The sequence below is a fragment of the Sphingomonas sp. genome (assembly GCF_032114135.1).
Taxonomy (GTDB): domain Bacteria; phylum Pseudomonadota; class Alphaproteobacteria; order Sphingomonadales; family Sphingomonadaceae; genus Sphingomonas.
Genome location: NZ_DAMCTA010000001.1, coordinates 2,021,753 through 2,044,678, shown reverse-complemented (window position 1 = coordinate 2,044,678; position 22,926 = coordinate 2,021,753). Strand labels below are relative to the sequence as shown.

The window sequence follows — 22,926 nt, the reverse complement described above, 5'->3', positions numbered from 1 at the left end:
CGCGTAGGTGGTTTCGAGAGTGAAGGCGGCGGCGGCAGCATGCCCATGGGACGCATGCCCGGTGGCGCACGCGCCATCGGCGCGGTGTTCGAGATCGCCGGTGCGTCGAGCCAGGTACTGCTCGATCTTGCCGAGCTCGATGCGCTCGCGCGCAGCGCCGATGCTGCGCTCGCCAATGCCGGGCAGGTCGGGGCGCAGGTCAAGATTCGGGTCGGCAATGCCTGGCTGATCGCCAGCATCCGCACCGCGCGGCTCGATGCTTCGGGCGCGCGAGTCACTGCCGCGATCGACTTTCTCGGCGAAGGCGACGAGGAGAAACTGACCGGCAAGCTCTACCGCTTCCGCCGCGGCGTCACCCGCTATCCGACGCCTGGCGCCGAGGTGTTCCCGGTCACCACCGCCGATCTGCGCCAGATCTACGCCGCCGACGACCGCCCGCATATCGAGATCGGCACCGTCTACCCGACCAGGGACATCCGCGCCGCGCTGTACGTCGACGCCATGCTCGGCAAGCATTTCGCGCTGCTCGGCTCGACCGGTACCGGCAAGTCCACCTCCGCGGCGCTGATCCTCCACCGGATCTGCGAGCTCGCGCCGCAGGGCCATGTCGTGATGATCGACCCGCACGGTGAATATGGCAGCGCCTTCCAGCACAATGGCGCGCTGTTCGACGTGTCGAACCTCCAGCTCCCCTATTGGCTGATGAATTTCGAGGAACATTGCGAGGTGTTCCTCACCAGTGAAGGCAGCGATCGGCAGGTGGATGCCGACATTCTCGCCAAGTGCCTGCTCGCAGCACGCGCGAAGAACCGGATCGGGCAGGAAATCGGCAAGCTCACCGTGGATGCGCCGGTGCCCTATCTGCTCTCGGACCTCACCAACGCGCTCACGCTCGAAATGGGCAAGATGGACAAGGCGACGGATACCGCGCCCTATCTCCGCCTCAAGAGCAAGATCGACGAAGTGAAGGCCGACCCGCGCTACGCCTTCATGTTCTCGGGCATGCTGGTGGCGGACACGATGGCGGCATTCCTGTCGCGCATCTTTCGCCTGCCGGGAGACGGCAAACCGATCTCGATCATTGACGTGTCGGGGGTGCCCAACGAGATCACGAGCGTGGTCGTCGCGGTGCTCAGCCGGATGGTATTCGACTATGCGATCTGGTCGCGCGGCGAGGCGAAGCGGCCGGTGCTGCTCGTGTGCGAGGAGGCGCACCGCTATGTGCCCAACGAGCGCGATGCCGATGGCTCGTCGGTGGGGCGGATCCTCAGCCGCATCGCCAAGGAGGGCCGCAAATACGGCGTGTCGCTGGGGCTGATAACGCAGCGGCCGTCGGATCTCGCCGAGGGCGTGCTCTCGCAGTGCGGCACGATCCTGTCGATGCGGCTCAACAACGAGCGCGACCAGGCCTTTGTTCGCGCGGCCATGCCGGAAGGCGCGCGCGGCTTCCTCGACGCGATCCCGGCGCTGCGCAACCGCGAATGCATTGCGGTGGGCGAGGGCGTGGCGACCCCGGTGCGGCTGCTGTTCGACGATCTCGATCCCGCCAAGCGCCCCGCCTCGGACGACCCGCTCTTCTCCGAGCTATGGCGCGAGGTCGGCGGTGAAGAGGCGATGCTGGAGCGGACGATCCGCCGCTGGCGCTCGCAGGGGCGGTAGGACTCCGCCCTTCCACCACCATTGTCATTCCCGCGAAGGCGGGAATCCATTGGCGGAGTCGGTGCCGTTCCTGCTGCCACGGGATGACGCGGGGGTTTGTGACCCCCGCCGTCCGTTATTCGGCAGCTTCCTTCTCGGCGCCGTGACCGACGGGCACCGCCATCAGGCCGTGCAGCCTGGCCTTGAACGCGCCCAGCGCCCCGCCGGCGAGGCGCCGTACCGATGTGAACGACACCGCGCGCGGATTGACCGCCTGGCCGTTGCGGGTCGTCTCGAAATGGAGATGCGGCCCCGTCGACAGGCCCGAATTGCCGCTGCGGCCGATTTGCTGGCCCTTCCGCACCGACTGTCCGGGCCGGACCATCACCTTGCTCAGATGCGCATAGCCGGTGGCGAAGCCGCCGCCATGGTCGATCCGCACCAGATTGCCATAGCCCGAGGCGCCGCCCGCGACGCGCACTACCCCGTCCACCGCGGCGAAGACCGGCGAGCCATAGGGCGCGGCGATGTCGATGCCCTTGTGCATCCGGGTAAAGCCGAGGATCGGGTGCATCCGCATGCCGAAGGCCGAGGAGAAGCGGCCGTTGACCGGCATCGTCATCATGCCGGTCTTGCTGCCGGTGCCGCTGGCATCGAACCATTCGGTCTTGCCGTCGCTCTCCCAGGGGGCGAGCTGGACGCCGTTGGCGCAGCCGGTGACGCCGGCATACATCAGCTGGCCGTACTGGACCTCGCCGGTGGCGGCGCGCGCCTGGCCGAGGATCAGGTCGAACTTGCACGACGATCCCAGCTTGGACACCGACACCCGGCTGGCGAGCGTGCGCAGGAAGGTCTCCACCGCCTTGGCCGGCGCGCCGGCGGCGCGGGCAGCGCGGTAGAGGCTCGATCCGATCAGCCCCTGCACGCGCAGCGGCGTGCGGTCGATCGCGATCGGGATGGACTTGATCGCCAGCGCGGCCCCGGTGCGGACCACTTCGATCCGGCGATCGAAGGCGGCGCGGAAGGCGAGCTTCTCGAGCGGGCGGGGTTGCGATGTGTCGGCCCGGCGGCCGAGCGTCATTTCCAACACGGTGTTGCGCTGGATCTGGCCCAGCGGCATCGCGCCGGAGACCAGATTTGTGACGATACCGGCATCCGCTTCGCCCACGCCCGAGCGTTGCAACACGCCGCGCAGCATCGTGCCGCTGGCGAGCCTCGCCTCATGCTCGATGATCGGGCGCTCGGGGGTGTCGGTAAGCGGCTTGACCAGGCCGGTCGCGGCAACGTGGACGCCCGTGCGCGATCCCTTGGCCAGCGGCGTGATCGCCTGCGCCTGCTGCGCGAGCTCCGCCTCGCCGGTCAGCGGGGCGGGAACGATGCCCGCGATCGGCCGGTCGAAGCCGGGCGACAGCATCCAGGTCGCCGCGCAGAGCGCTGCGCAGGTCGCCGCGCCGCGGAACCAGGCCCGCGAACCGATATCAGCGCCAAGATCGGGTACCAGATCGAGCGTCGCCAGCCGCGTGCCGATCCGGGTGGGGGCAACCGCCGGGATCGCGCGCGCCAGGCCACCGCCGCCGCCGGCAAGGCCCGAGCCATGATCGTCGCGAAAGAACAAGCCGTGCTGCCCCTAAGACCCGATTGCGCGCGGCAAGAAGCGGCGCGTCCATCGAATCACTCTGGAATCACCGGCTTAAAGTCAAATTAAGTTTGCCACCCGGTGGCACCGCACGCGCCAACCCGTGCAACGCGCGCGGCGAAACGGCCGAATCGGGCGCAACCGTCACGAAGTCGTGGAAAAGCGGCGCCAAGGAGTTGCCTAATGCCGCGCGGGCGCCGATCTTGGACTTTGACATGAGCCAGTTCTCCCGTTCGCCCGTCACGGCAGTGCTGGGGCCCACCAATACCGGCAAGACCCACCTCGCCGTCGAGCGGATGTGCGGCCATGCCAGCGGCATGATCGGCTTCCCGCTGCGGCTGCTGGCGCGCGAGGTGTATGACCGGGTCGTCCGGATGAAGGGCCCGACCGAAGTCGCGCTGATCACTGGCGAGGAGAAGATCCTGCCGCCCAAGGCGCGCTGGTTCTGCTGCACGGCGGAGAGCATGCCGCTGGAGCGCGAGACCGCGTTCGTCGCGCTCGACGAGGCGCAGCTCGGTGCCGATCCCGAGCGCGGCCATGTCTTTACCGATCGCCTGCTGCGCGCCCGCGGCCGCGAGGAGACGATGATCCTCGGTTCGGACAGCCTGCGCCCGATGCTCAAGGCGCTGGTGCCCGAGGCGGAGATCGTCGGGCGCCCGCGCTTCTCGACGCTCAGCTATGCGGGGGCGAAGAAGCTCTCGCGCCTGCCGCGCCGCTCGGCGATCGTCGCCTTCTCGGCGGAGGAAGTCTACGCCGTGGCCGAGGCGCTGCGGCGCTTACGCGGCGGCGCGGCGGTGGTGATGGGGGCGCTGTCCCCGCGCACCCGCAACGCCCAGGTGGCGATGTTCCAGGCGGGCGAGGTGGATTATCTCGTCGCCACGGACGCGATCGGCATGGGGCTCAACATGGACGTCCACCATGTCGCCTTCGCCTCGCTTCACAAGTTCGACGGGCGTCGCCAGCGGCGGCTGACCATCGCCGAGATGGCGCAGATCGCCGGCCGCGCGGGGCGCCATCAGAAGGACGGGACGTTTGGCGCGCTCCACGAGGAAGGGCCGAGCGCCTTCACCCCCGAGGAAGTGCTGGCGATCGAGGGGCACCAGGTGCCAAGGCTCGAGCATCTCTACTGGCGCGAGGGTGAGCCCGATTTCGACAGCATCGACGCGCTGATCGCCAGCCTGGAGCGCAAGCCCCGCGCCGAGGTACTGCGTGCGGCGCCCCAGGCGACCGATCTGGCGGTGCTCAAGCGCCTTTCGGAAGAAAGCTGGGTCCGCGATCGCGTCCGGCATCCCCGCATGGTCGCGCGGCTCTGGTCGTCGTGCGGCCTGCCCGATTTCCGAAAGCTCGGCGTTGATCCGCATGCGCGCTTCGTCGGGCGGCTGTTCGGGCACCTCTCCGAAGGCCGCGGACATGTGCCGCACCAATGGTTTGCCGACGAGATCCAGCGGCTCGACAATATGGGCGGCGATGTCGAGACGCTGGCCGGGCGCATCGCCGCGGCGCGCAGCTGGGCCTATATCGCCCATCGTGCGGACTGGCTGGAGCAGCCGGCGCACTGGGCCGAGCGGACCCGGGCGATCGAGGAGAAGCTCTCCGACGCGCTCCACGCCAGCCTCACCCAGCGCTTCGTCGACAAGCGCACCACCGTGCTGCTCCGCCAGATCGGCGCCGATGCCTCGAACCTGCCGGTAACGATCGGGCCCGAGGGCGAGGTGAGCATAGAGGAGCACCCCCTCGGTACGCTGCAGGGCTTCCGCTTCACCGTCGCCGCCGAGGCGCGGGCGGGCGACAAGCGCATGCTGCTCGCCGCCGCGGAAAAACGGCTGGCGGGGGAATATCGCCGGCGCGGTGCGGCACTGGCGGCGGCGCCCGATGCGGACCTGGCGCAGATCGGCACCGCGCTCCACTGGCGCGGGCACGATGTCGCGCTGCTCAAGCCGGGGGCGAATCTGGTGCGCCCGCGCGTGCAACTGGATCGTGCGCTCGACGTGCTCGATCCGCAGACGAAGAGCGCGGTACAGGCGCGGCTCGAGCGCTGGTTTGCCGAGCGCGTCGCGGCCGATCTGCCGGTGCTCGCCAAGCTGGATGCGATCACCCGCGAGGAAGCGGCGGGGGCACCCCTGCGCGCGCTGGCCAATGCGCTGCTGGAACAGGGCGGGCTGCTGCCCCGGCGTGCAGCCGGGTCCATGCTCGAAGCGCTCGATGGGCCCGCCCGGCACCGTCTGCGCAAGATCGGCATGACGATCGGCACGCTCGATATGTTCGCGCCTGCGCTGCTCAAGCCGCGTGCCGCCGCCCGGCGCCGTGCGCTGATGGGGCTGGAGCAGGGGCCACCCGATGCCGCCGTGGTGCTGCCGCGCGAGGGGAGCGGCGCGGATCTCGTCCACGGCTTCCGCCCCTTCGGTGCCCAGGCCGTCCGGGTCGATCTGGTCGAGCGGATCGCGCGCGCGGCGCACGAGGCGCGGCAGGGCCGCAAGCCCTTCGCCCCCGATCCGGCGCTCGCCACCTCGATCGGCCTCAAGCCGGAGACCATCGCGCGGCTGATGGCGCAGATGGGCTTCCGCACCGCACGGGGCGATGGCGATGCGCCGCAGCGCTGGATCTGGCAGGGCCTCACCCCGCTGGCAAAGCCCAAGCCGGTGGCGGTGCCCGGCAATGCCTTCGCGGCGCTGGCGGCCCTCCGCAATGGCTGAGCCTTCGGGGCATGGCCCGGCGATGCGGCTGGATCGATTTCTCTGGTATGTGCGGATCGTGAAGACGCGCAGTGCCGCGCAGGCGCTTTGCGAGAAGGGGCTGCTGCGGATCGACGGCCGCCGGGTGGAACGCTCCGCCGCCTCGGTGCGGGTGGGATCGATTATCGCCTTTCCGATCATGGGCAAGGTACGGGTATTGCGCGTCGCGGTGCTGCCGATACGCCGCGGGCCGCCGGGCGAGGCACGGCTGTGCTATGAGGATCTCGTCACCGATCGGGACGTTCAGCTCCCGGGCCATGATTGACGTGCGCGCCGCACGCGCATAGCAGGGCCCCCGCTTTGATCGTTCGCAACCAAGGACCGTTTCCCCAATGACCTATGTCGTCACCGACGCGTGCATCCGGTGCAAGTACATGGACTGTGTCGAGGTCTGTCCGGTGGACTGTTTCTATGAGGGCGAGAACATGCTCGTCATCAATCCTAGCGAATGCATCGATTGCGGCGTGTGCGAGCCGGAATGCCCGGCCGAGGCGATCCTGCCCGACACCGAGAATGGCCTGGAAAAGTGGCTGGAGCTCAACCGCACCTATTCGGAGCAGTGGCCCAACATCACCACCAAGGGTGAGGCGCCTGCCGATGCCGATGCGATGAAGGGCGAGACCGAAAAGTTCGACAAATATTTCTCGCCGAACCCCGGCTCGGGCGATTGAACGGACTCGGGGCACGTTCGCTCAGGCGTGAGCGATGGCCCCGAAATGGTGCAGGGCGCATGGATTTATGCGCCTTTCGCGTGACCTTTCACTGGTAATTTTATTACGAGCGTGTTAAATAGCGCGGGACGAAGGTAGAAAGACTCGCCTTCGCCCGGAGACGCTAGCGTATGCCCCGTGTTCCCTCGTCCGCCGCGTGTCGCGCGCCTGGGCGGGATCCGCAATCTTACCGGGGCCGGTAATTCACGAAAGGTTCCTCGCACATGGCTGCCAAGGCGCTGTCCTTCGATGTCGGCGATTATGTCGTTTACCCCAAGCACGGCGTGGGCCGTGTGATCGAGCTGCAAAAGCAGGAAATTGCTGGCATGCAGCTCGAGCTTTACGTCCTGCGTTTCGAAAAAGAGAAGATGACGCTCCGCGTGCCGACCAACAAGGCCGAGAGCGTGGGCATGCGCAAGCTTTCCAGCGACAAGACGCTTCGCGAAGCGCTCGATACGCTGAAGGGCAAGCCCAAGGTCAAGCGCACCATGTGGTCGCGCCGCGCCCAGGAATATGAAGCCAAGATCAATTCGGGCGACCTCGTGTCGATCGCCGAAGTGGTCCGCGACCTGTTCCGTGCCGACGACCAGCCCGAGCAGAGCTATTCCGAGCGCCAGATCTTCGAAGGCGCGGCCAGCCGCCTCGCCCGCGAACTGGCGGCGATGGAAGAGATTGACGAACCGGCGGCGCTGGAAAAGATCCTGGACATCCTGCGCAAGGCCGCAGCGATCCACAACAAGGACAAGGTTCCCGCCTGACGACGCGGAAACCCGAAGGGTCGGATCAAAGGGGGGCGGAGCCACGGGCTCGCGCCCCCTTTTCGTTACGGTCGGATTGTGTATTATGATGGCAATACACGATCCGGGAGGTCCCTCATGCGTCCGTTGCTCGTACTCGCTCTGTTGCCCTTTGCCACCGCTTGCCACGCCAGCTGGAGCGACACCAAGGGAACCAAAGTCGAGGCCAGCGGCACCGGCACCAGCCGCAGCTTTGCCGCAACGGGGTTTAGCGGCGTCGCGCTGAAGAGCTCGGACGACGTCGATGTGCGGAGCGGCTCGGCTTTCTTGATAACGGCGGAAGGCGATGCGGCGGTGCTGGACCAGCTCGACATCCGCCTCGACGGCAAGACCCTCAATGTCGGCCGCAGGAAGCGCGCCGGCATGATGTGGGAGAAGGGCGATGGCGCGAAAATCCACATCGTGATGCCGCAGCTGCGCGAGGCCACGGTGACAGGTTCGGGCACGATGAAGGTCGATCGCGTGGAGGGCAAGTTCGAAGGCGCGGTCGCCGGGTCGGGCGATCTCGACATCGCCGCGGTCGCCGCCCGTGAAGCTTCGCTGTCGATTGCCGGCTCGGGCAACATCGCGCTGGCGGGGCGCGCGGAAAAGATCGACCTTTCGCTCGCGGGTTCGGGCGATCTGGAGGGGCGGCAATTTACCGCGGGCAGTGCCGACATCTCGATCGCCGGCGCCGGTAGCGTCCGTGCAAACGTGACGGGCAAGGCATCGGTCTCGATCCTCGGCTCGGGCGATGTCGAACTCGGCGGCGGCGCCAAGTGCGAGGTGAGCAAGGTCGGCTCGGGCGAGGTGAAGTGCTCGTAAGGAAGCGCGTCCTCGCCTAGGATCCGTTGGCGCGGCCTTCCAGATGAACGGACAGGCGCCGGTCGAAATCGGCGGCGATGTCCCCGAGCGTGATGGTCGAGAGCTGCTCTACCAGCAGCAGCTCCGCGCGGCGCAGCGCCTCGGACATCGAGGCGTTGACCGCCTGCTCCACCAGGCATTCGGGCGCCGCGTCTGCAAGCCCGATCGCGAAAATCCGGGGTTCGCCGAGCGCTTTGTAGACGTCGAGCATGCGGAGGTCGTCCAGCGATTTGGAAAGCGTCCAGCCGCCTGCATGCCCCTTGGTCGAGCGGACGATGCCCGCGTCTCGCAACCCCGCGAGCGTCCGGCGCACCACCACCGGATTGGTCCCGAGCATTTCCGCTGCGGCCTCCGACGTCATGGGTCCGTCCGCACGATCCAGGTGAATCAGCAGATGGAGCATGCGCGACAATCTGGCGTCCAACTGCATGTGGCGACCTCCTCGCGGTGGCTTTATCAAGACACTTTTGAAGTTGCAAACTGACCACCATCCGATAACGTAACACCATATGTTTCATGATTCGGGTGGTCAGGTAATGCACGACGTTATCGTTATCGGGGGCAGCTTCGCAGGCCATGCTGCCGCCTTGCAACTGGCGCGCGCGCGGCAGGATGTGCTGCTGGTGGATGCGGGGGCACCGCGCAATCGCTACGCCGATGCAGCGCACGGCTTCCTGGGCCAGGACGGCCGCGCGCCGTTTGCGATCCTCCGGGAAGCGGCGTGCCAGCTGCTTGCCTATCCGACCGCCGAGATGGTCCAGGGCGAGGCGGTCCGCGCCAAGCGGATAGCGGGGGGCTTCGAGGTGCGCCTGGCAAGCGGTATCGATCGATGTGCCAAGCGCCTCATCCTGGCCACCGGGGTGACGGACACGCTGCCCGATATCCCCGGCATGGCTGAGCGCTGGGGTGCATCCGTGCTCCATTGCCCCTATTGTCACGGCTATGAAGTTCGCGATCGCCCGCTGGGCATCATCGCTGCGCATCCGATGTCCGCCCATCAAGCGGCATTGATCCCGGACTGGGGACCCGCCACCTTCTTCACGCAAGGCTTGTTCGAGCCGGATGCCGAGCCGGCAGCGCTGCTCGCCCGCCGCGGCGTCACGATCGAGCGGACTCCCGTCGTGGCATTGCTCGGGGACCCACCCCGCCTGTCGGGCGTACGGCTTGCAGACGGGCGCATCCTCCCGGTGGAGGCGGTGTTCACGGCGCCCCAGACCCGCCCGACCAGCCCGATCGCGCGCGAGCTCGGTTGCGCGATGGAGGATGGGCCGAGCGGCCCCTTTGTGAGGGTCGATACCTGGGGGGCGACCAATGCGGAGGGAGTCTATGCCGCGGGGGATGCGGCCGGTCCGATGCACAATGCCACGCTCGCCGCGGCGTCGGGCGTGCTTGCCGGGATCGGCGCGCATCAATCCCTGGTGCGGGCCTAACGCACACGGCGTTTCCGCCGCCCGTTCGCAAGGGCGGCGGGGCGGCCTTACGCCGCCAGCGGAAAGCGCAGCAGCTTGCGTTCGGTGGCGATCAGCGCCTCCGCGCCCGGACCCACGGCACGTACGATTTCAGGATGCCCCGCATCCAGCCCGCCGGTGAGCGCGCCGAAGGCCGGCAGGATCAGCTTGGTGCCGGTCGCGACGAAGCAGCGGCGGGCGACGTGCCGCCCCCGTAGCGTGAGGCGCAGCTTGGGGTGGAAATGGCCCGACAGCTCCGGCCGCGGCTCGCCGGCCTCGGCTTCGTGGCGAAGCACCAGTCCGTCCACGTCGGCCTCCTCGTGCACCACGCCGCCGCAATGATCGACCAGCACCGAATCGTGGTTGCCGGTGATCCAGTGCCAGGCCAGCCCACCGGTCAGCGCGGTCAGCATCGCGCGGGCTTGCCCAGGCAGACGGTCGCAGCCTTCGACGTCGTGGAAACTGTCGCCCAGGCACCACAATTCGATCGGCGCGACCCGCTCGACCAGCGCGGTCAGCGCGGAGAGGGTGGCCAGCGTGTCATAGGGCGGCAGCATCTGGCCGCCGAGCGCGAACCAGCTCGCCTTTTCGAAATGCAGGTCGGCGACGAGCAGCGCCCGCCGCGCCGGCCAATAGAGCGCGCCCTCGGGCAGCGCACGAAAGTCATGACCGGCGAACGAAAGGGGAACCATGGCTCTGCTATCCCGCTTCCGTTCGCCGTCGTCAATGCCTGTCAGGCGGCGACCGTCGCGCGTTCGACTCGGGCCGCCTCGCCCAGCGCTCCGAGGATGCGCACCCAGGAGCGGATGCCCTTGTGGAAGCTCTTCAGCTCATACTTCTCGTTGGGCGAGTGGATATTGTCGTCGGGCAGCGCGAAGCCGACCATCACGCTGTCCATTCCCAGGATAGAGCGGATCGAATTGACCACCGGGATCGAGCCGCCGCAGCCGAGCAGCGCCGACGTGCCCCATTCGGCATCCAGCGCGCCCTGTGTCGCAGCCAGCGGACCGCTGTCGCTCGCCAGGCTGATCGCGAAGCTGCCGGGGCCGCGGGTGACGAACTCGGCCGAGCAATCCTCGGGCAGGCGGCTGCGGACATGGGTCTGGAACGCTTCCCACACCTGGTCCGGATCCTGGGTGCCGACCAGCCGGAAGCTCACCTTGGCGTGCGCTTCGGCGGGGATCACCGTCTTGAAGCCTTCGCCGGTATAGCCGCCCCACATGCCGTTGATCTCGGCGGTCGGGCGCGACCAAACCTGTTCGAGCACGGTCTTACCGGTCTCGCCCGCCGGTACGCGCAGGCCGATCTCGCCGAGAAATTCGCCCGCATCGAAGCCGAGCTTGTTCCAGCTCTCCAGCACGGTCGGGTCGGTGTCCGGCACGCCGTCATAGAAGCCGTCGAGCGTTACCCGCCCATCGGCATCCTTCATCTCACCTAGGATGCCCGCGAGCAGCTGGAGCGGGTTGCGCGCCGCGCCGCCGTACAGCCCCGAGTGGAGGTCGCGCGAGGGCCCGCGCACCGTCACCTGGCCGGCGGCCATGCCGCGCAGGCCGATGGTGATGCCGGGGGTGTCGCGATCCCACATCAGCGTGTCGCAGATCAGCGCGAAATCGGCCTTCAGCTCCTCGGCATGGGCGTGGAGGAAGGGCTCGAGGCTGGTCGAGCCCGATTCTTCCTCGCCCTCGAACAGGATGGTGACGCGGCAGGGCAGGCGGCCCTCGGCTTCCTTCCAGGCGCGGCACGCCTCGACGAAGGTGCGCAGCTGGCCCTTGTCGTCCGAGGCGCCGCGGCCGACGATCGTCTTCGATCCGTCCGCGCGGGTGTCGATCCACGGGTCGAACGGGTCGCGCGTCCACAGCTCGATCGGGTCGACCGGCTGGACGTCGTAGTGCCCGTAGAACAGCACATGCGGCCCGTCGCCGTCATGGTGCGCGACCACCATCGGGTGCCCCGGCGTATCGGCGACGCGCGCGTCGAAGCCGAGCTCCGCCAGTTCGGCGGCGAGCTGTTCGGCGGCGCGGCGGCAGTCGGCGGCATAGGCCGGATCGGTGGAGATGGAGGGCACGCGCATCAGTGCGGCGAGGCGCTCGATGCTGGAATCGAGCTGCGCATCGGCGATGGCAAGGACGGAGTCGGTCATGGCTCTCCAGCTATGCCTCGCCGTGCGCGCCCGCAACCCCGGCAGAGGTACAGCCTGTCTCGGAAGCGTCATGCGGCATGGTTAACAAGACCTTGGCGCCGGTGATGGCGCGTTCAGGGGGACTTTCATGCTTCGCAAAATGGGTATCGCATTGGCGCTTTCCTGCGCCGTCATCGCCCCGGCCAACGCCCAACTGGTGCTGCTCGCGCAAGGCCAGCTGACCGGCAGCGCCGCCGGCACCGGCAAGGACCTGTCGGGCCTCGGCTACACGCTGGAGAACGGGCTTTCCGCCAATATCCTCGGCGGCATCGGTTCGGGGCTCAGCTATGCCGGCGGCAACACCTTCCTGGCGGTGCCCGATCGCGGGCCCAACGCCACCGGCTATAACGCGCTGATCGACGACACGACCTCGTATATCAGCCGCTTCCAGACGCTCAGCATGACGCTCACCGCCTCGGCCGGCGGCGCGCTGCCCTTCACGCTGACGCCGCAGCTGCAGAAGACGACGCTGCTCTACAGCCCGACCACGCTCACCTATGGCACCGGCGCCGGGCTCGGCACCAAGATCGACGGCACCCCGCTCGGCTCGGGCGCGCCGGTGGTGAACAGCGCGGGGCATTATTATTTCAGCGGCCGCTCGGACAATTACGGCGCCGGCACCTCGGCCAACCCGGCCAATGGCCGCTTCGATCCCGAGGCGATCCGCGTCTCCAACGACGGCAAGAGCGTCTTCATCTCCGACGAATACGGCCCCTATGTCCGTCAGTTCGACCGCGCGACCGGCGCGCTGGTCAAGACCTTCACCCTGCCGACCAACCTCGACGTGACCAACCTCTCGCCGCACGGCGATACCGAGATCAGCGGCAACACGGTGGGCCGCGTCGCCAACAAGGGCATGGAAGGCCTGGCGATCACCCCCGACGGCAAGACGCTGGTCGGCATCCTGCAGGCAGCACTCGAGCAGGATGCCGACAAGGCGGGCAAGCTGGTCCGCATCGTCACGATCGACATCGCGACGGGCACGACCCACGAATATGGCTACAAGCTCACCAACGGTTCGGGCGTGAGCGAGATCGTGGCGCTGAACGACCACCAGTTCCTGGTCGACGAGCGGGACGGCAAGGGGCTGGGCGACGGCTCGACCGCCAAGGTGAAGCAGCTGTTCCTGGTCGACCTGGCCGGCGCGACCGACATCACCAACCTCAGCGGCAAGGCAGCGCTGGACAAGGCGGTGGCCAAGTCCTCCACGCCGTTCCTCGACCTGGTGGCCGAGCTGGCCAAGCAGGGCGTCAACGGCGCAGACGTGCCCGCCAAGATCGAAGGCGTCAGCTTCGGGCAGGACGTGGCGTATAATGGCGGGACCTACCACACGCTGTACCTCGCCAACGACAACGACTTCGTGCCAGGCGTGGCGGGCGCCAACCAGTTCTATGTGTTCGGTTTCCAGGACAAGGACCTGCCGGGCTATGTCGCCCAGTCGGTGGCGGCGGTGCCGGAGCCGGGCGTATGGGCGATGCTGATCGCCGGGTTCGGCATGATCGGCGGCATGCTGCGGCGTCGCGGCAAGGCCGCGCTGGCCTGAACGGAGAAGGGTGCGGGGTGCCGTCCGGCGCCCCGCACCATCGTGCGACGCTGCGGATCGAAAGCCTTGCCGGTCTCCCAGCGCTCTGAGATAGTCGCGGCCGGGGAAGGGGCCGCGTGACAACGACAGAGATCGAGGCGAGCGCGCGGTATGGCGCGTTCATCAGCTACAACCACGCCGATCAGGTAACAGCGCGCTGGCTGCACCGCGCGCTGGAGCGCTATCGCATTCCCGCCAAGCTGGTCGGGCGCGCGGCGGCGTTCGGGTTGGTGCCGCGGCGGCTGGGGCGGATCTTCCGCGATCTCGACGAACTCTCCGCCGCCAGCGACCTGAGCGCCGAGGTGCGCGCCGCGCTGGCCGAGTCCGCCTGCCTGATCGTCGTGTGCACGCCTGCGGGTGCCGCCTCGCAATGGGTGGCGCGCGAGATCGCGCTGTTCCGCGAACTCCATCCCGATCGCCCGGTGCTCGCCGCGCTGTTCGCCGGCGAACCGGCCGAGGCACTGCCGCTGCCGCTGCGGCGCACCGCCGACGGTGCGGAGACCGAGCCGCTCGCCGCCGATTTCCGCGAGGGCAAGGACGGCAGGCGACTGGCACTGCTCAAGCTGGTCGCCGGTGCGGTGGGGGTGCCGCTCGATGCGCTGGTGCAGCGCGACGCGCAGGCGCGGGTGCGGCGCGTGACGGCCGTCACGGCGCTCGCGATTCTTTTGCTGCTAGCCATGGCCGGATTGACGATCCTGGCCGTGCGGGCCCGCGGGGAGGCGGAGGCTCGGCGTGCCCAGGCGGAGGGGCTGGTGGAATTCATGCTGACCGATCTGCGGGGCCGGCTGAAAGAGGTCGGCCGGCTCGACGTGCTTCGGGAAGCCAATGCGCGTGCGCTCCGCTATTATGGCGAGCAGGATCTGGCGACACTGCCCCCCGATGTCCTCGCCCGCCGCGCCCGCGCGATCATGACGATGGGCGAGGATGCGATGGAGGCCAAGGAAATCGCCCGCGCCCGTACCGCCTTCCTCCAGGCCAACCGTATCACCCACGCGCTGATCGAGCGCGAGCCGAACCAGTACGACATCGTGTTCGCGCATGCGCAGAGCGAGTTCTATCTCGGCTTGCTGCATTTCAAGGCAGGCGAACTGGCGGCGACCGAGCCGCATTTCGAAGCCTATGCCGCGTTGGCCCATCGATTGATGGCGCTCTCTCCGGCCAATTCGCGCAGCGCGGAAGAGGTTTCCTATGCCGCCGGCAATTTATGCGCTCTTAGGATGGAGCAGCGTCAAGCGGAGCGCGCAGTGACACTATGTAGCGAAGCGCTACGCGCCAACGAAGCCCTTGCGCAACGCGAACCCGATTCGGAACAGCGCTGGCGAGATGTTGCCAATCGGCAAGGGTGGTTGGCTGATGCGCAGTTTGATGCTCGTAACATGAATGCTGCGTTAGACCTTCGCCGGCAACAGGTTGCACTGCTTGAGCGCCTTTTTGCTCGGGACCAAGGGAACGCGCGCAACCGACGCATGCTGATTTGGGCGGAACGCGCTCTCGCAAAGTTGGAGAACCGCAACGGTGACGACGCCTTGGCCGTGCGTCGTATGCGTGCCGCCATCAGTGACCTCCGTACAATGACGGAGGAAGATACCGAAAATCAAGAACTCGCGACTAGGTTGAAGGAGATGGAGGCCGAACTGGTCCGAATCGAGGGGAAACGTAAATGAACGGTCAATATCCGCTGTCGATACTTTCACCATCGTACATAAAGCTGGTCAAGCGATATCAGATATTTGCTAGCAGCAGGGGCGGTTATCCGCTGGGCGATTTGAATTTTCATATCGAAGGGTATGAGGATGTCGATCGGTTTGGCAACGGAAAGCAAGTGACCGAGGCGGACGACTTTACCAAGATCGTCCGCGACTTCGTGGCCGCGCCGCCGAACATCACACCTATCCTCGTCGGCCCGACGACACCCCCGCCAACGCCGCTCGATATCGTCGTCCGCGAGCCTTGCTGCGTCATCTTCAAGCTGATCGGCGATTTCTGGGAATATACGCCGAACAGCCTGTATGTCAGCACGAAGCACGAATTCCCGGACGGCAAGTATCGCCGCGCCTTCCCACTGCTCGATGACAAAGGCAGGATTTCCGCCGTCGGATTCTTCGTGGAGTACGTCACCAATCCAGAGGACCGTAAGACGTGCGAAGGGCTAAATCTGTACGTGGACTTTTTGCAAGGAGATATGCGCATGCCGACCATTATCGATCCGGACGTGGAGAACCAGGGTGGCCATGTACCGCCGAAGGACCCGAAGCCGCAGGAGCCCGATGGCGACGAATGATCGGCGTTTCACTGTAACGCCTTAGGGGAGTATGCCGGGTAGGATGACGTCGAGTGTGCTAGCGATAACGGCCCAGGCGCGTGCCGGTGCGCTCGATCTCGCCTGGCGGATGTTTCGCGACGCGGGCTATGACCGCGTCGCGGACGATCCCGCCGTGCTCAGCCTGCGCGGCAGGCTCCTCAAGGACGAGGCGCTGCTGCTCGCCGGGGAGGCCCGGCGGCAGCATGCCCGCGAAGCCGCCGCCGCCTATAGTGCGGCGGCGCAGCTGGCGCCGGCGCCCTATCCCCTGATCAACGCGGCAACGCTCGCGCTGATCGCCGGGGACGTGGCGGGCAGCCGGGCGCTCGCCGCCGATGTGCAGGACCTGCTCCAGGCCGGCGTTCCCGACGAAACCCCCTATTGGCTCGGCGCGACCGAGGCCGAGGCGCTGCTGCTGGCGGGCGACCGCGACGCCGCCGAGACCGCGCTCGCCCGCGCGATCGGCGCGGCGCCGCTCGCCTGGGAGGACCATGCCTCGACGCTGCGCCAGTTCGGCGTGATCCTCGCCGAACTGGGCGCACCGGCGGCATGGCTCGATGCCTATCGCCCGCCGCGCAGCCTCCATTTCGCCGGCCATATGCGCCTGCCCGAGGACGTGGCGGCGCTTTCCGAGTCGATCGATGCGCTGCTGGCGCAGGAGCGGGTGGGCTTCGGCTATGGCGCGCTCGCTGCGGGCGCCGACCTGCTGATCGCCGAGCGGCTGATCGCGCGCGGTGCCGAACTCCATGTGGTGCTCCCCGGCGACGTCGCGGCGTTCGTCGATCGCTCGGTGCGCCCGCATGGCGAAGGCTGGGTGACCCGCTTCGAGGCGGCGCTGGCCGAGGCCGCCAGCGTCCAGGAAATGGGCGAGGCGAGCCCGGGGGCGTTCATGCCCTCGGTCCGGCTCGCCGATCTCGTCGCGATGGGGCGCGCGGCGATGCATGCCGGGCTGCTCCAGTCCGAAGCGGTGCAGCTGCTGCTCGGTCCCGCCTCGGTCGACGAGGTCGGGCAGAGCGCGCATGCCGGCGGGCTGTGGCGCAAGGCCGGGCGACGCCAGCACCTGCTGCCGCTGCGCGCGCCCTCGGGGCCGCAGGGCGCCGATCGCACCGCGCCGCAGGTGATCTCGGTGCTCGCGGTCGACCTGCTCGGCGGCGAGGGCGAGGATTTCGTGGCACTCGACCGCGACGTGGCGGGGCGCCTGCCGGCGCTGCGCCAGGCGCTTTGTCACACCCCGACGCTCGCCATCCGCTGGACGTCGCGGCGGTTGCTGATCGCGTTCGAGGGCACCAGCCAGGCCTATGCCGCAGCGGTGCGCCTGTCGGCGACGCTGGGCGCGAGCGGGCCGTTCCGCCAGGCGCTGCATATCGGCCTCGCGACGTCGATCGACGATCCGGTGACCGGCGCGCCGGTGCTGCTGGGCGGCGCCTTCGACCTCGCCGAACGCCTGCTGGGGGTGACCACCGCCGGCGCCACCTTCGCCAGCGAAGCCTTCGCCGCCAGCCTCGCCGCGTGCGAGGCCGATGCCGGGCGGGCCGAACTGGTAGGCGAGATGGCGCTGGTAGGCCAGGCGCCGACGACGGTCTACGCGCTCAAGCCGCGGTTCAGACGATAAGCGCTTCGAGCCGGGCGGGGGCGACGATCTCCAGCCCGTCCTCGTGCCGCTGGACGATGCCGCGCCGCTCGAGCGCGGAAACGGCGCGGGATACGGTCTCGCGCGCGGTCTGGACGCGCAAGGCGAGATCGGACAGCACCGGCAGCGGGCGGATCCAGCGGCCGTCCTGCTCGCGGGCGAGGCGCAGCAGCTCGGCATGGACGCGGCCATTGGCGGAAAGCGTCAGCCGCGCAGAGACGAGCTGGCTGAGCGCGCCGAACTGGCGCACCATTGCGCGTGCCAGGACAAGGCCGACACAGGCGTGGCGTTCGGCCAGCGCGTAGAAGTCGGCGGTGGCGAAGCTGGCGATCTGCGTCGCCATAGTGGCGGTGCAGTCGCTCGCCTGCTCGCGGCTCGCATCGACGCCGCCGAAGATATCGCCGGGGTGATGTTCGGCGATCTGGAGCACCCGGCCGTCCATCGTCACCATCGCGGCGCGGACATGGCCTTCGAGCAGCACCAGGACCCGCGCCAGCCGCTCGCCCTGGTGGACGATGGTGGCGCTGGGCGGACAGCGACGCAAAATCGCCGCCGCGGCCAGCTCGGCCGCGACCGCTTCGCTGCACGCGAAGAGTTGGGCGAACCGCGTCGCCAGATCGATCTCGCTTGCCCCCACGCCCCGCGTTCGATGTAAGTCTGCGCGGATACCATGTTGGCTGGCGCGCGGCATGGCAAGTCCGATCCGGAGGCATGGAGTCGGATTTGGATGTTTTATCCTAATATTTGCGCAGGCGGATCATACCGGCTGGAGATCCACCGCGAACAGCGCACCGCCGCCTTCGGCATCCATTGCCCGGATCGGTGCGGCCATCGCCCCGGCAAAGCCCTTGGCGATGGCGAGCCCCAGCCCGCTGCCGCCCGCCCGATCGCTGCCGGCGCCGCGCGCGAAGGTTTCGAAGATCGTCGCCTCCTCGCCCGGCGGCAGGCCCGGGCCATGGTCGCGCACCGCCAGCCGCACCGCATCGGGGCGGCGCTCGCCAAGGATTTCGATCGGGCCTTCGCCGCCATGCACCGCGGCGTTGGAGAGCAGGTTGAGCAGGATGTGGTGGAGCAGCCGCGGATCGGCACGGACCAGCGGCAGGTCGGGCGGCACGCGCAGGACCAGCGCGCGTCCGGCGAGCACGTCGCGCAGGTCGTGCACCGCGGCCGCGGCGGCATCGGTGAGGTCGATCGGCTCGAGGCTGAGCGCCACGGCGCCGGCATCGATCCGCACCATGTCGATGAGGTTGTTGAGGAAGCGCCGCAGCCGGGCGACTTCGGCGCGGGCGATGGCGGTGGCGGGCTCGTCCGGATGGGCATGGGCGAGCGCATCGACCGCTGCCGCGACCGAGGTAAGCGGGGTGCGCAGGTCATGGCCGATCGAGGAGAGCAACGCCGCACGCAGCCGGTCGCGCTCGCGCAGCACCGAGACTTCGCGCACGTCCTGCTCCAGCCGCAGCCGCTCGTGCGCCAGTGCCGCCTGGCCGAGCAGGGTGGAGAGCAGCAGCGCGCGATCGGGGGTGATCGGCTCGCGGCCGTCGGGGGCGGCGAGTCCGATCACCGCGAGGACGCCCAGGCTGGTGCGCAACGGGTGGAACTGCCAGTCGGCGGCGATCAGCGTGCCGGTGCCGACCCCGCCCGCCTCGCCGCTGCTCCACGCCCATTCGGCCGCGGCATGGTCGACCGCACCCATCGGGGCTGCGTCCTCCGGGCAGCTGGCGATCCGGGTCAGCGTGCCTTCGCGGCGGACGAGCAGCAGCACCGATACGTCGAGCAGCCGGGCGATCTCCTCGCAGACGACGCGGCTGGTGCTTTCGGTGTCCGAGGCGCGGGCGAGCGCCTGGCCGAAGGCGGCGACGGCGGCATTCTCCTGCGCGCTGCGCGTGCCGAGCGTCGCCCGCGCGCGCAGGCGTCCGGTAAGGTTGGCGGTGAACAGCGCGATGCCCGTCAGCACGAAGAAGGTCAGCACGCTTTGCGGCTCGCCGATCGTAAAGGTGTAGAGCGGCGGCAGGAAGAAGAAATTATAGGCAAGGCCCCCGATCATCGCGGTCGACACGCCCGGCCCGAAGCCCGAGCGGAAGGCGATCAGGATCACCGGCAGCAGGAAGAGAAGGTCGGTGCCGCCCGCGCCGATCAACGGCAGCGTCAGCCGGCCGAGGATCACGGTCAGCGCCACGGCGAGCGCACCGAGCAGATGCTCCTGCCAGCGGCCGAGCGCGGGCAGGGCGGGGGCGCGACGCTCGCGCACGCGCTCCTCGGTGGAGGGCAGGACATGGACCGCCACGCCCTGGCTTGCGCGCAGCAGCGATTCGACGACCGAGCCGTGGCGCAGCTCGAACCACCAGCTCCGGCGCGAGCGGCCGATCACCAGCTGCGTGGCGCGCATGCCCGCGAGATGGGTGCGCAGCCCGTCGATCACGGTGGCGGCGGGGACGGTCGTGACGGTGGCGCCCAGGCTGCTTGCCAGCTGCAGCGTCTCGGCGACGCGGTGGCGCTGTTCGGGGCGGAAGCGTTCGGCGCGCGGGGTCTCGATGAACACCACTTGCCAGGGGGCCTTCAAGGCATCGGAAAGCCGCTTGCCCGCGCGGACCAGCCCGTCCCCGCCGGGCAGTTCGCTCACCGCCACCAAGACGCGTTCGCCGGCGGCAAAGGTACCGGGCATGGCCAGCGCATCGAGGTGGTCGAGCATCGCCCGGTCGACACTGAGCGCAGCGCGGCGCAGCGCCATTTCGCGCAAGGCCGATAGATTGGCCTTGGAGAAGAAGTGCGCCAGCGCGCGGCTCGCTTCGGCGGGCACATAGACCTTGCCCTCCTTCAGCCGGTCGATCAGCTCGTCGGGCGGCAAGTCGACCAGCTCGATCTCGGCATCGTCGAAGATCGCGTCGGGCACCGTTTCGCGCACCCGCACCCGTGTGACGCTCGCCACCACGTCGTTGAGGCTCTCGACATGCTGGACGTTGAGCGTGGTGTAGACGTGGATGCCGGCGTCGCGCAGTTCCTCGACATCCTGCCAGCGCTTGGGGTGCCGGCTGCCGGGGGCGTTGGTGTGGGCGAGCTCGTCGACCAGCACCAACGCCGGGCGGCGCGCGAGGATCGCATCGAGATCCATTTCCTCGAGGCGGTGGCTTTGATGGTCGATGGCCTTGCGGGGAAGGGCTTCGAACGGGGCGACCAGCGCCTCGGTCTCCGCGCGGCCGTGCGTCTCGACCACGCCGATCACGACGTCCTTGCCGCCGTGCAGCCGCTCGGCGCCTTCGCGCAGCATCTCGAAGGTCTTGCCGACGCCTGGTGCGGCACCGAGGAAGATCTTGAGCCGGCCGCGCGCCTCGCGCCGGGCTTCGCGCAGCAGCGCGTCGGGGTTGGGGCGATCGTTCATCGCGGCCTGTCCTAGAGCGCCGGCCTGCCCGGCGCCACGGCCGACCGCCGGACTATATGGAATCTTAATGCCGGGGCCGGGTTTCGCCGTCGAAGCTTAACGGCGCTCCGCCCTAGATCGCGCCCAGGCCGCCACCCGGCGGCGCCAAGCAAGGGCCAACCCCATGTCCGACATTCTCTGGCTCGCCGCGCTCGGCGGGCTTTTCCTGCTGACGCTGGCCTTCGTCCAGCTGTGCGTGAAGGCCTGAGCGATGGGCCTGCACCTGATGCTCGCCGGCGCGACCGCGCTCGCGCTGCTCCTCTACCTGGTCGCAGTGCTGCTGCGGCCCGAGCGTTTCTGAGGAGGGCCGCATGACACTCCAAGGCTGGGGCTTCATCGCCCTGTTCGTCGCCATCCTGGCGGCCGCCGCCAAGCCAATGGGCCTGTGGCTCTTCGCCCTCTACGAAGGCCGCCGCACACCGCTCCACCGCATCCTCGGCCCCGTCGAGCGTGGCATCTACCGCATCGGCGGCATCGACCCGAACGCCGAGCAGGGCTGGCGCGCCTATGCGCTGCACCTGATCCTGTTCAACCTCGCGCTCGCGGTGCTGACCTATGCGGTGCTCCGCCTGCAGGCGGTGCTGCCATGGAACCCGCGCGGGCTTGCCGGCATGGGCGCGGACGGCGCGTTCAATACCGCGATCAGCTTTGCCACCAACACCAACTGGCAGGGCTATGCGGGCGAATCGACGGTCTCGAACCTCTCGCAGGCGCTTGGCCTGGCGCTGCACAACTTCACCTCGGCGGCGACCGGCATAGCGATCGCGTTCGCGCTGTTCCGCGGCTTCGCGCGAAAGGAGTCGCGCGGCATCGGTAATTTCTGGGCCGATTTCACCCGCGTGACGTTGTATCTGCTGCTGCCGATCTGCCTCGTCTATGCGCTGTTCCTCGTCGCGAGCGGCGTGCCGCAGACGTTGGCGAGCAGCATTGACGCGACCACGTTGGAAGGTGTGCGCCAGACGATCGTGCTGGGCCCGGTGGCCAGCCAGGAAGCGATCAAGATGCTCGGCACCAATGGCGGCGGCTTCTTCAATGCCAACTCCGCGCACCCGTTCGAGAACCCGACCGCGCTCACCAACCTCGCAGAAATGCTGTCGATCTTCCTCGTCGGTGTCGGCCTCACCTGGACCTTCGGCAAGGCGGTGGGCGACACCCGGCAGGGCTGGGCGATCCTGGCCGCGATGGCGGTGCTGTTCCTCGGGGGCATCGCGGTGACCTATGCCGCGGAAGCGGCGGGCAACCCGGCGCTCGACGCGCTTCATGTCGCCGGCGGCAATCTGGAGGGCAAGGAAACGCGCTTCGGCGTGGTCGGCAGCGCGCTGTTTGCCGTGGTCACCACGGCAGCCTCGTGCGGCGCGGTCAACGCAATGCATGACAGCTTCACCGCGCTGGGCGGGCTGATCCCGCTGTTCAATATCCAGCTCGGCGAGATCGTCGTCGGCGGCGTCGGTGCGGGTATCTACGGCTTCCTGCTGTTCGCCATCCTCTCGGTGTTCGTCGCCGGGCTGATGGTGGGCCGCACCCCCGAATATGTCGGCAAGAAGATCGAGGCGCGCGAAGTGAAGCTGGCGGTGCTCGCCGTCGCCGTGCTGCCGCTGTGCATCCTGGGCGGCGCTGCGCTGGCCTCGGTGCTGCCGGCCGGGCTGGCGGGGATCGCCAACAACGGCCCGCACGGCTTCTCGGAGATCCTCTACGCCTTCACGTCCGCGACCGGCAACAACGGCTCGGCCTTTGCCGGCCTCTCGGCGAACACGCCCTTCTACAACGCCATGCTCGGCATCGCGATGTGGCTCGGCCGCTTCTTCGTGATCGTGCCGGTGCTGGCGATCGCCGGCAGCCTTGCCGCCAAGAAGCAGGTGGCGGGCGGCGTCGGCGCCTTCCCGACCACCGGCGTGCTGTGGGTGGGGCTACTCGTCGGCATCATCCTGATCCTGGGCGGGCTCACCTTCCTGCCGAGCCTGGCGCTGGGGCCGATCGCCGATCACGTCACCCTGCTCCGCGGCCAGCTCTTCTGAGG

Annotated in this window: 18 protein-coding genes and 2 pseudogenes; 14 read left to right on the top strand and 6 right to left on the bottom strand. The window is 68.5% G+C overall.

Annotation, left to right across the window (positions count from 1 at the left end; all coding sequences use genetic code 11):
• Positions 1 to 45 precede the first annotated feature (45 nt).
• Positions 46 to 1,659, top strand: coding sequence for an ATP-binding protein (locus tag RT655_RS09745; RefSeq protein WP_409530266.1), 1,614 nt, complete (start codon positions 46 to 48; stop codon positions 1,657 to 1,659).
• Between the two features lie 115 nt (positions 1,660 to 1,774).
• On the opposite strand, the gene RT655_RS09740 is transcribed toward RT655_RS09745, so the two are convergent.
• The gene (locus RT655_RS09740; protein WP_313536407.1) at positions 1,775 to 3,253 is read right to left on the bottom strand and encodes a M23 family metallopeptidase; all 1,479 of its coding nucleotides are present in this window, start codon (positions 3,251 to 3,253) and stop codon (positions 1,775 to 1,777) included.
• Positions 3,254 to 3,489: 236 nt separating this feature from the next.
• Here RT655_RS09740 and RT655_RS09735 point away from each other — a divergent pair, with 236 nt between their 5' ends.
• The 5 genes from RT655_RS09735 (at position 3,490) to RT655_RS09715 (ending at position 8,317) form a co-directional block, all read left to right on the top strand.
• Entirely contained in the window at positions 3,490 to 5,967 is a 2,478-nt protein-coding gene (locus tag RT655_RS09735) for a helicase-related protein (protein ID WP_313536406.1), read from the top strand.
• Positions 5,960 to 6,271 (top strand): S4 domain-containing protein, encoded by a 312-nt coding sequence (locus RT655_RS09730; protein ID WP_313536405.1) that lies wholly within the window; start codon positions 5,960 to 5,962, stop codon positions 6,269 to 6,271. Before RT655_RS09735 ends, RT655_RS09730 begins: the two co-directional genes overlap by 8 nt.
• A 67-nt stretch (positions 6,272 to 6,338) precedes the next feature.
• A complete protein-coding gene (fdxA, locus tag RT655_RS09725; RefSeq protein WP_313536403.1) occupies positions 6,339 to 6,677 on the top strand; it encodes a ferredoxin FdxA in 339 nt (112 codons plus the stop codon).
• Between the two features lie 263 nt (positions 6,678 to 6,940).
• Positions 6,941 to 7,474 (top strand): CarD family transcriptional regulator, encoded by a 534-nt coding sequence (locus RT655_RS09720; protein ID WP_066722729.1) that lies wholly within the window; start codon positions 6,941 to 6,943, stop codon positions 7,472 to 7,474.
• Between the two features lie 117 nt (positions 7,475 to 7,591).
• Positions 7,592 to 8,317, top strand: a complete 726-nt coding sequence (locus RT655_RS09715) for a head GIN domain-containing protein (RefSeq protein ID WP_313536401.1) — start codon at positions 7,592 to 7,594, stop codon at positions 8,315 to 8,317.
• Positions 8,318 to 8,333: 16 nt separating this feature from the next.
• Here the strand turns inward: RT655_RS09715 and RT655_RS09710 are convergent, their stop codons facing one another.
• Positions 8,334 to 8,786, bottom strand: coding sequence for an Rrf2 family transcriptional regulator (locus RT655_RS09710; RefSeq protein WP_313536400.1), 453 nt, complete (start codon positions 8,784 to 8,786; stop codon positions 8,334 to 8,336).
• A 106-nt stretch (positions 8,787 to 8,892) separates the two neighbouring features.
• On the opposite strand from RT655_RS09710, the gene RT655_RS09705 reads away from it, so the two are divergent.
• Entirely contained in the window at positions 8,893 to 9,786 is an 894-nt protein-coding gene (locus RT655_RS09705) for an NAD(P)/FAD-dependent oxidoreductase (RefSeq protein WP_313536399.1), read from the top strand.
• A gap of 47 nt (positions 9,787 to 9,833) precedes the next feature.
• Here the strand turns inward: RT655_RS09705 and pdeM are convergent, their stop codons facing one another.
• Together pdeM and RT655_RS09695 are read right to left on the bottom strand one after the other, a co-directional pair.
• Positions 9,834 to 10,496, bottom strand: coding sequence for a ligase-associated DNA damage response endonuclease PdeM (gene pdeM, locus RT655_RS09700; protein ID WP_313536398.1), 663 nt, complete (start codon positions 10,494 to 10,496; stop codon positions 9,834 to 9,836).
• Between the two features lie 41 nt (positions 10,497 to 10,537).
• Positions 10,538 to 11,944, bottom strand: coding sequence for a M20/M25/M40 family metallo-hydrolase (locus RT655_RS09695; protein WP_313536397.1), 1,407 nt, complete (start codon positions 11,942 to 11,944; stop codon positions 10,538 to 10,540).
• Between the two features lie 127 nt (positions 11,945 to 12,071).
• On the opposite strand from RT655_RS09695, the pseudogene RT655_RS09690 reads away from it, so the two are divergent.
• The 5 genes and pseudogenes from RT655_RS09690 to RT655_RS09675 form a co-directional block, all read left to right on the top strand.
• Positions 12,072 to 13,331, top strand: a pseudogene (locus RT655_RS09690) (esterase-like activity of phytase family protein); the annotation flags it as partial.
• A gap of 90 nt (positions 13,332 to 13,421) precedes the next feature.
• Positions 13,422 to 13,526 (top strand): annotated as a pseudogene (locus RT655_RS20000) (PEPxxWA-CTERM sorting domain-containing protein); the annotation flags it as partial.
• 116 nt (positions 13,527 to 13,642) lie between these two features.
• Positions 13,643 to 15,229, top strand: coding sequence for a toll/interleukin-1 receptor domain-containing protein (locus RT655_RS09685; protein ID WP_313536394.1), 1,587 nt, complete (start codon positions 13,643 to 13,645; stop codon positions 15,227 to 15,229).
• A complete protein-coding gene (locus RT655_RS09680) occupies positions 15,226 to 15,846 on the top strand; it encodes a nucleotide synthetase (RefSeq protein WP_313536392.1) in 621 nt (206 codons plus the stop codon). Before RT655_RS09685 ends, RT655_RS09680 begins: the two co-directional genes overlap by 4 nt.
• A 43-nt stretch (positions 15,847 to 15,889) precedes the next feature.
• Positions 15,890 to 17,476: a tetratricopeptide repeat-containing protein gene (locus RT655_RS09675; RefSeq protein WP_313536390.1), complete on the top strand. Its 1,587-nt coding sequence runs from the start codon at positions 15,890 to 15,892 to the stop codon at positions 17,474 to 17,476.
• On the opposite strand, the gene RT655_RS09670 is transcribed toward RT655_RS09675, so the two are convergent.
• Positions 17,466 to 18,131 (bottom strand): Crp/Fnr family transcriptional regulator, encoded by a 666-nt coding sequence (locus RT655_RS09670; RefSeq protein ID WP_313536388.1) that lies wholly within the window; start codon positions 18,129 to 18,131, stop codon positions 17,466 to 17,468. The two genes, RT655_RS09675 and RT655_RS09670, sit on opposite strands and share 11 nt — an antisense overlap.
• 120 nt (positions 18,132 to 18,251) lie before the next feature.
• Positions 18,252 to 20,870, bottom strand: coding sequence for a sensor histidine kinase KdpD (locus RT655_RS09665; protein WP_313536386.1), 2,619 nt, complete (start codon positions 20,868 to 20,870; stop codon positions 18,252 to 18,254).
• Positions 20,871 to 21,120: 250 nt separating this feature from the next.
• Here RT655_RS09665 and kdpF point away from each other — a divergent pair, with 250 nt between their 5' ends.
• Both kdpF and kdpA read left to right on the top strand, forming a co-directional pair.
• Complete coding sequence (gene kdpF / locus RT655_RS09660) at positions 21,121 to 21,210, top strand: K(+)-transporting ATPase subunit F (protein ID WP_093295902.1); 90 nt, start codon at positions 21,121 to 21,123, stop codon at positions 21,208 to 21,210.
• A 10-nt stretch (positions 21,211 to 21,220) separates the two neighbouring features.
• A complete protein-coding gene (kdpA, locus tag RT655_RS09655) occupies positions 21,221 to 22,924 on the top strand; it encodes a potassium-transporting ATPase subunit KdpA (RefSeq protein ID WP_313536381.1) in 1,704 nt (567 codons plus the stop codon).
• Positions 22,925 to 22,926: the final 2 nt, after the last annotated feature.

What these genes read in the sequence shown, in the direction of transcription:
- RT655_RS09745 (WP_409530266.1), top strand. Translation starts at nt 46, where the DNA reads ATGGGACGCATGCCCGGTGGCGCACGCGCCATCGGCGCGGTGTTCGAG.
- RT655_RS09735 (WP_313536406.1), top strand. Translation starts at nt 3,490, where the DNA reads ATGAGCCAGTTCTCCCGTTCGCCCGTCACGGCAGTGCTGGGGCCCACC.
- RT655_RS09730 (WP_313536405.1), top strand. Translation starts at nt 5,960, where the DNA reads ATGGCTGAGCCTTCGGGGCATGGCCCGGCGATGCGGCTGGATCGATTT.
- fdxA (WP_313536403.1), top strand. Translation starts at nt 6,339, where the DNA reads ATGACCTATGTCGTCACCGACGCGTGCATCCGGTGCAAGTACATGGAC.
- RT655_RS09720 (WP_066722729.1), top strand. Translation starts at nt 6,941, where the DNA reads ATGGCTGCCAAGGCGCTGTCCTTCGATGTCGGCGATTATGTCGTTTAC.
- RT655_RS09715 (WP_313536401.1), top strand. Translation starts at nt 7,592, where the DNA reads ATGCGTCCGTTGCTCGTACTCGCTCTGTTGCCCTTTGCCACCGCTTGC.
- RT655_RS09710 (WP_313536400.1), bottom strand. Translation starts at nt 8,786, where the DNA reads ATGCAGTTGGACGCCAGATTGTCGCGCATGCTCCATCTGCTGATTCAC.
- RT655_RS09705 (WP_313536399.1), top strand. Translation starts at nt 8,893, where the DNA reads ATGCACGACGTTATCGTTATCGGGGGCAGCTTCGCAGGCCATGCTGCC.
- pdeM (WP_313536398.1), bottom strand. Translation starts at nt 10,496, where the DNA reads ATGGTTCCCCTTTCGTTCGCCGGTCATGACTTTCGTGCGCTGCCCGAG.
- RT655_RS09695 (WP_313536397.1), bottom strand. Translation starts at nt 11,944, where the DNA reads ATGACCGACTCCGTCCTTGCCATCGCCGATGCGCAGCTCGATTCCAGC.
- RT655_RS09680 (WP_313536392.1), top strand. Translation starts at nt 15,226, where the DNA reads ATGAACGGTCAATATCCGCTGTCGATACTTTCACCATCGTACATAAAG.
- RT655_RS09675 (WP_313536390.1), top strand. Translation starts at nt 15,890, where the DNA reads ATGACGTCGAGTGTGCTAGCGATAACGGCCCAGGCGCGTGCCGGTGCG.
- RT655_RS09665 (WP_313536386.1), bottom strand. Translation starts at nt 20,870, where the DNA reads ATGAACGATCGCCCCAACCCCGACGCGCTGCTGCGCGAAGCCCGGCGC.
- kdpF (WP_093295902.1), top strand. Translation starts at nt 21,121, where the DNA reads ATGGGCCTGCACCTGATGCTCGCCGGCGCGACCGCGCTCGCGCTGCTC.
- kdpA (WP_313536381.1), top strand. Translation starts at nt 21,221, where the DNA reads ATGACACTCCAAGGCTGGGGCTTCATCGCCCTGTTCGTCGCCATCCTG.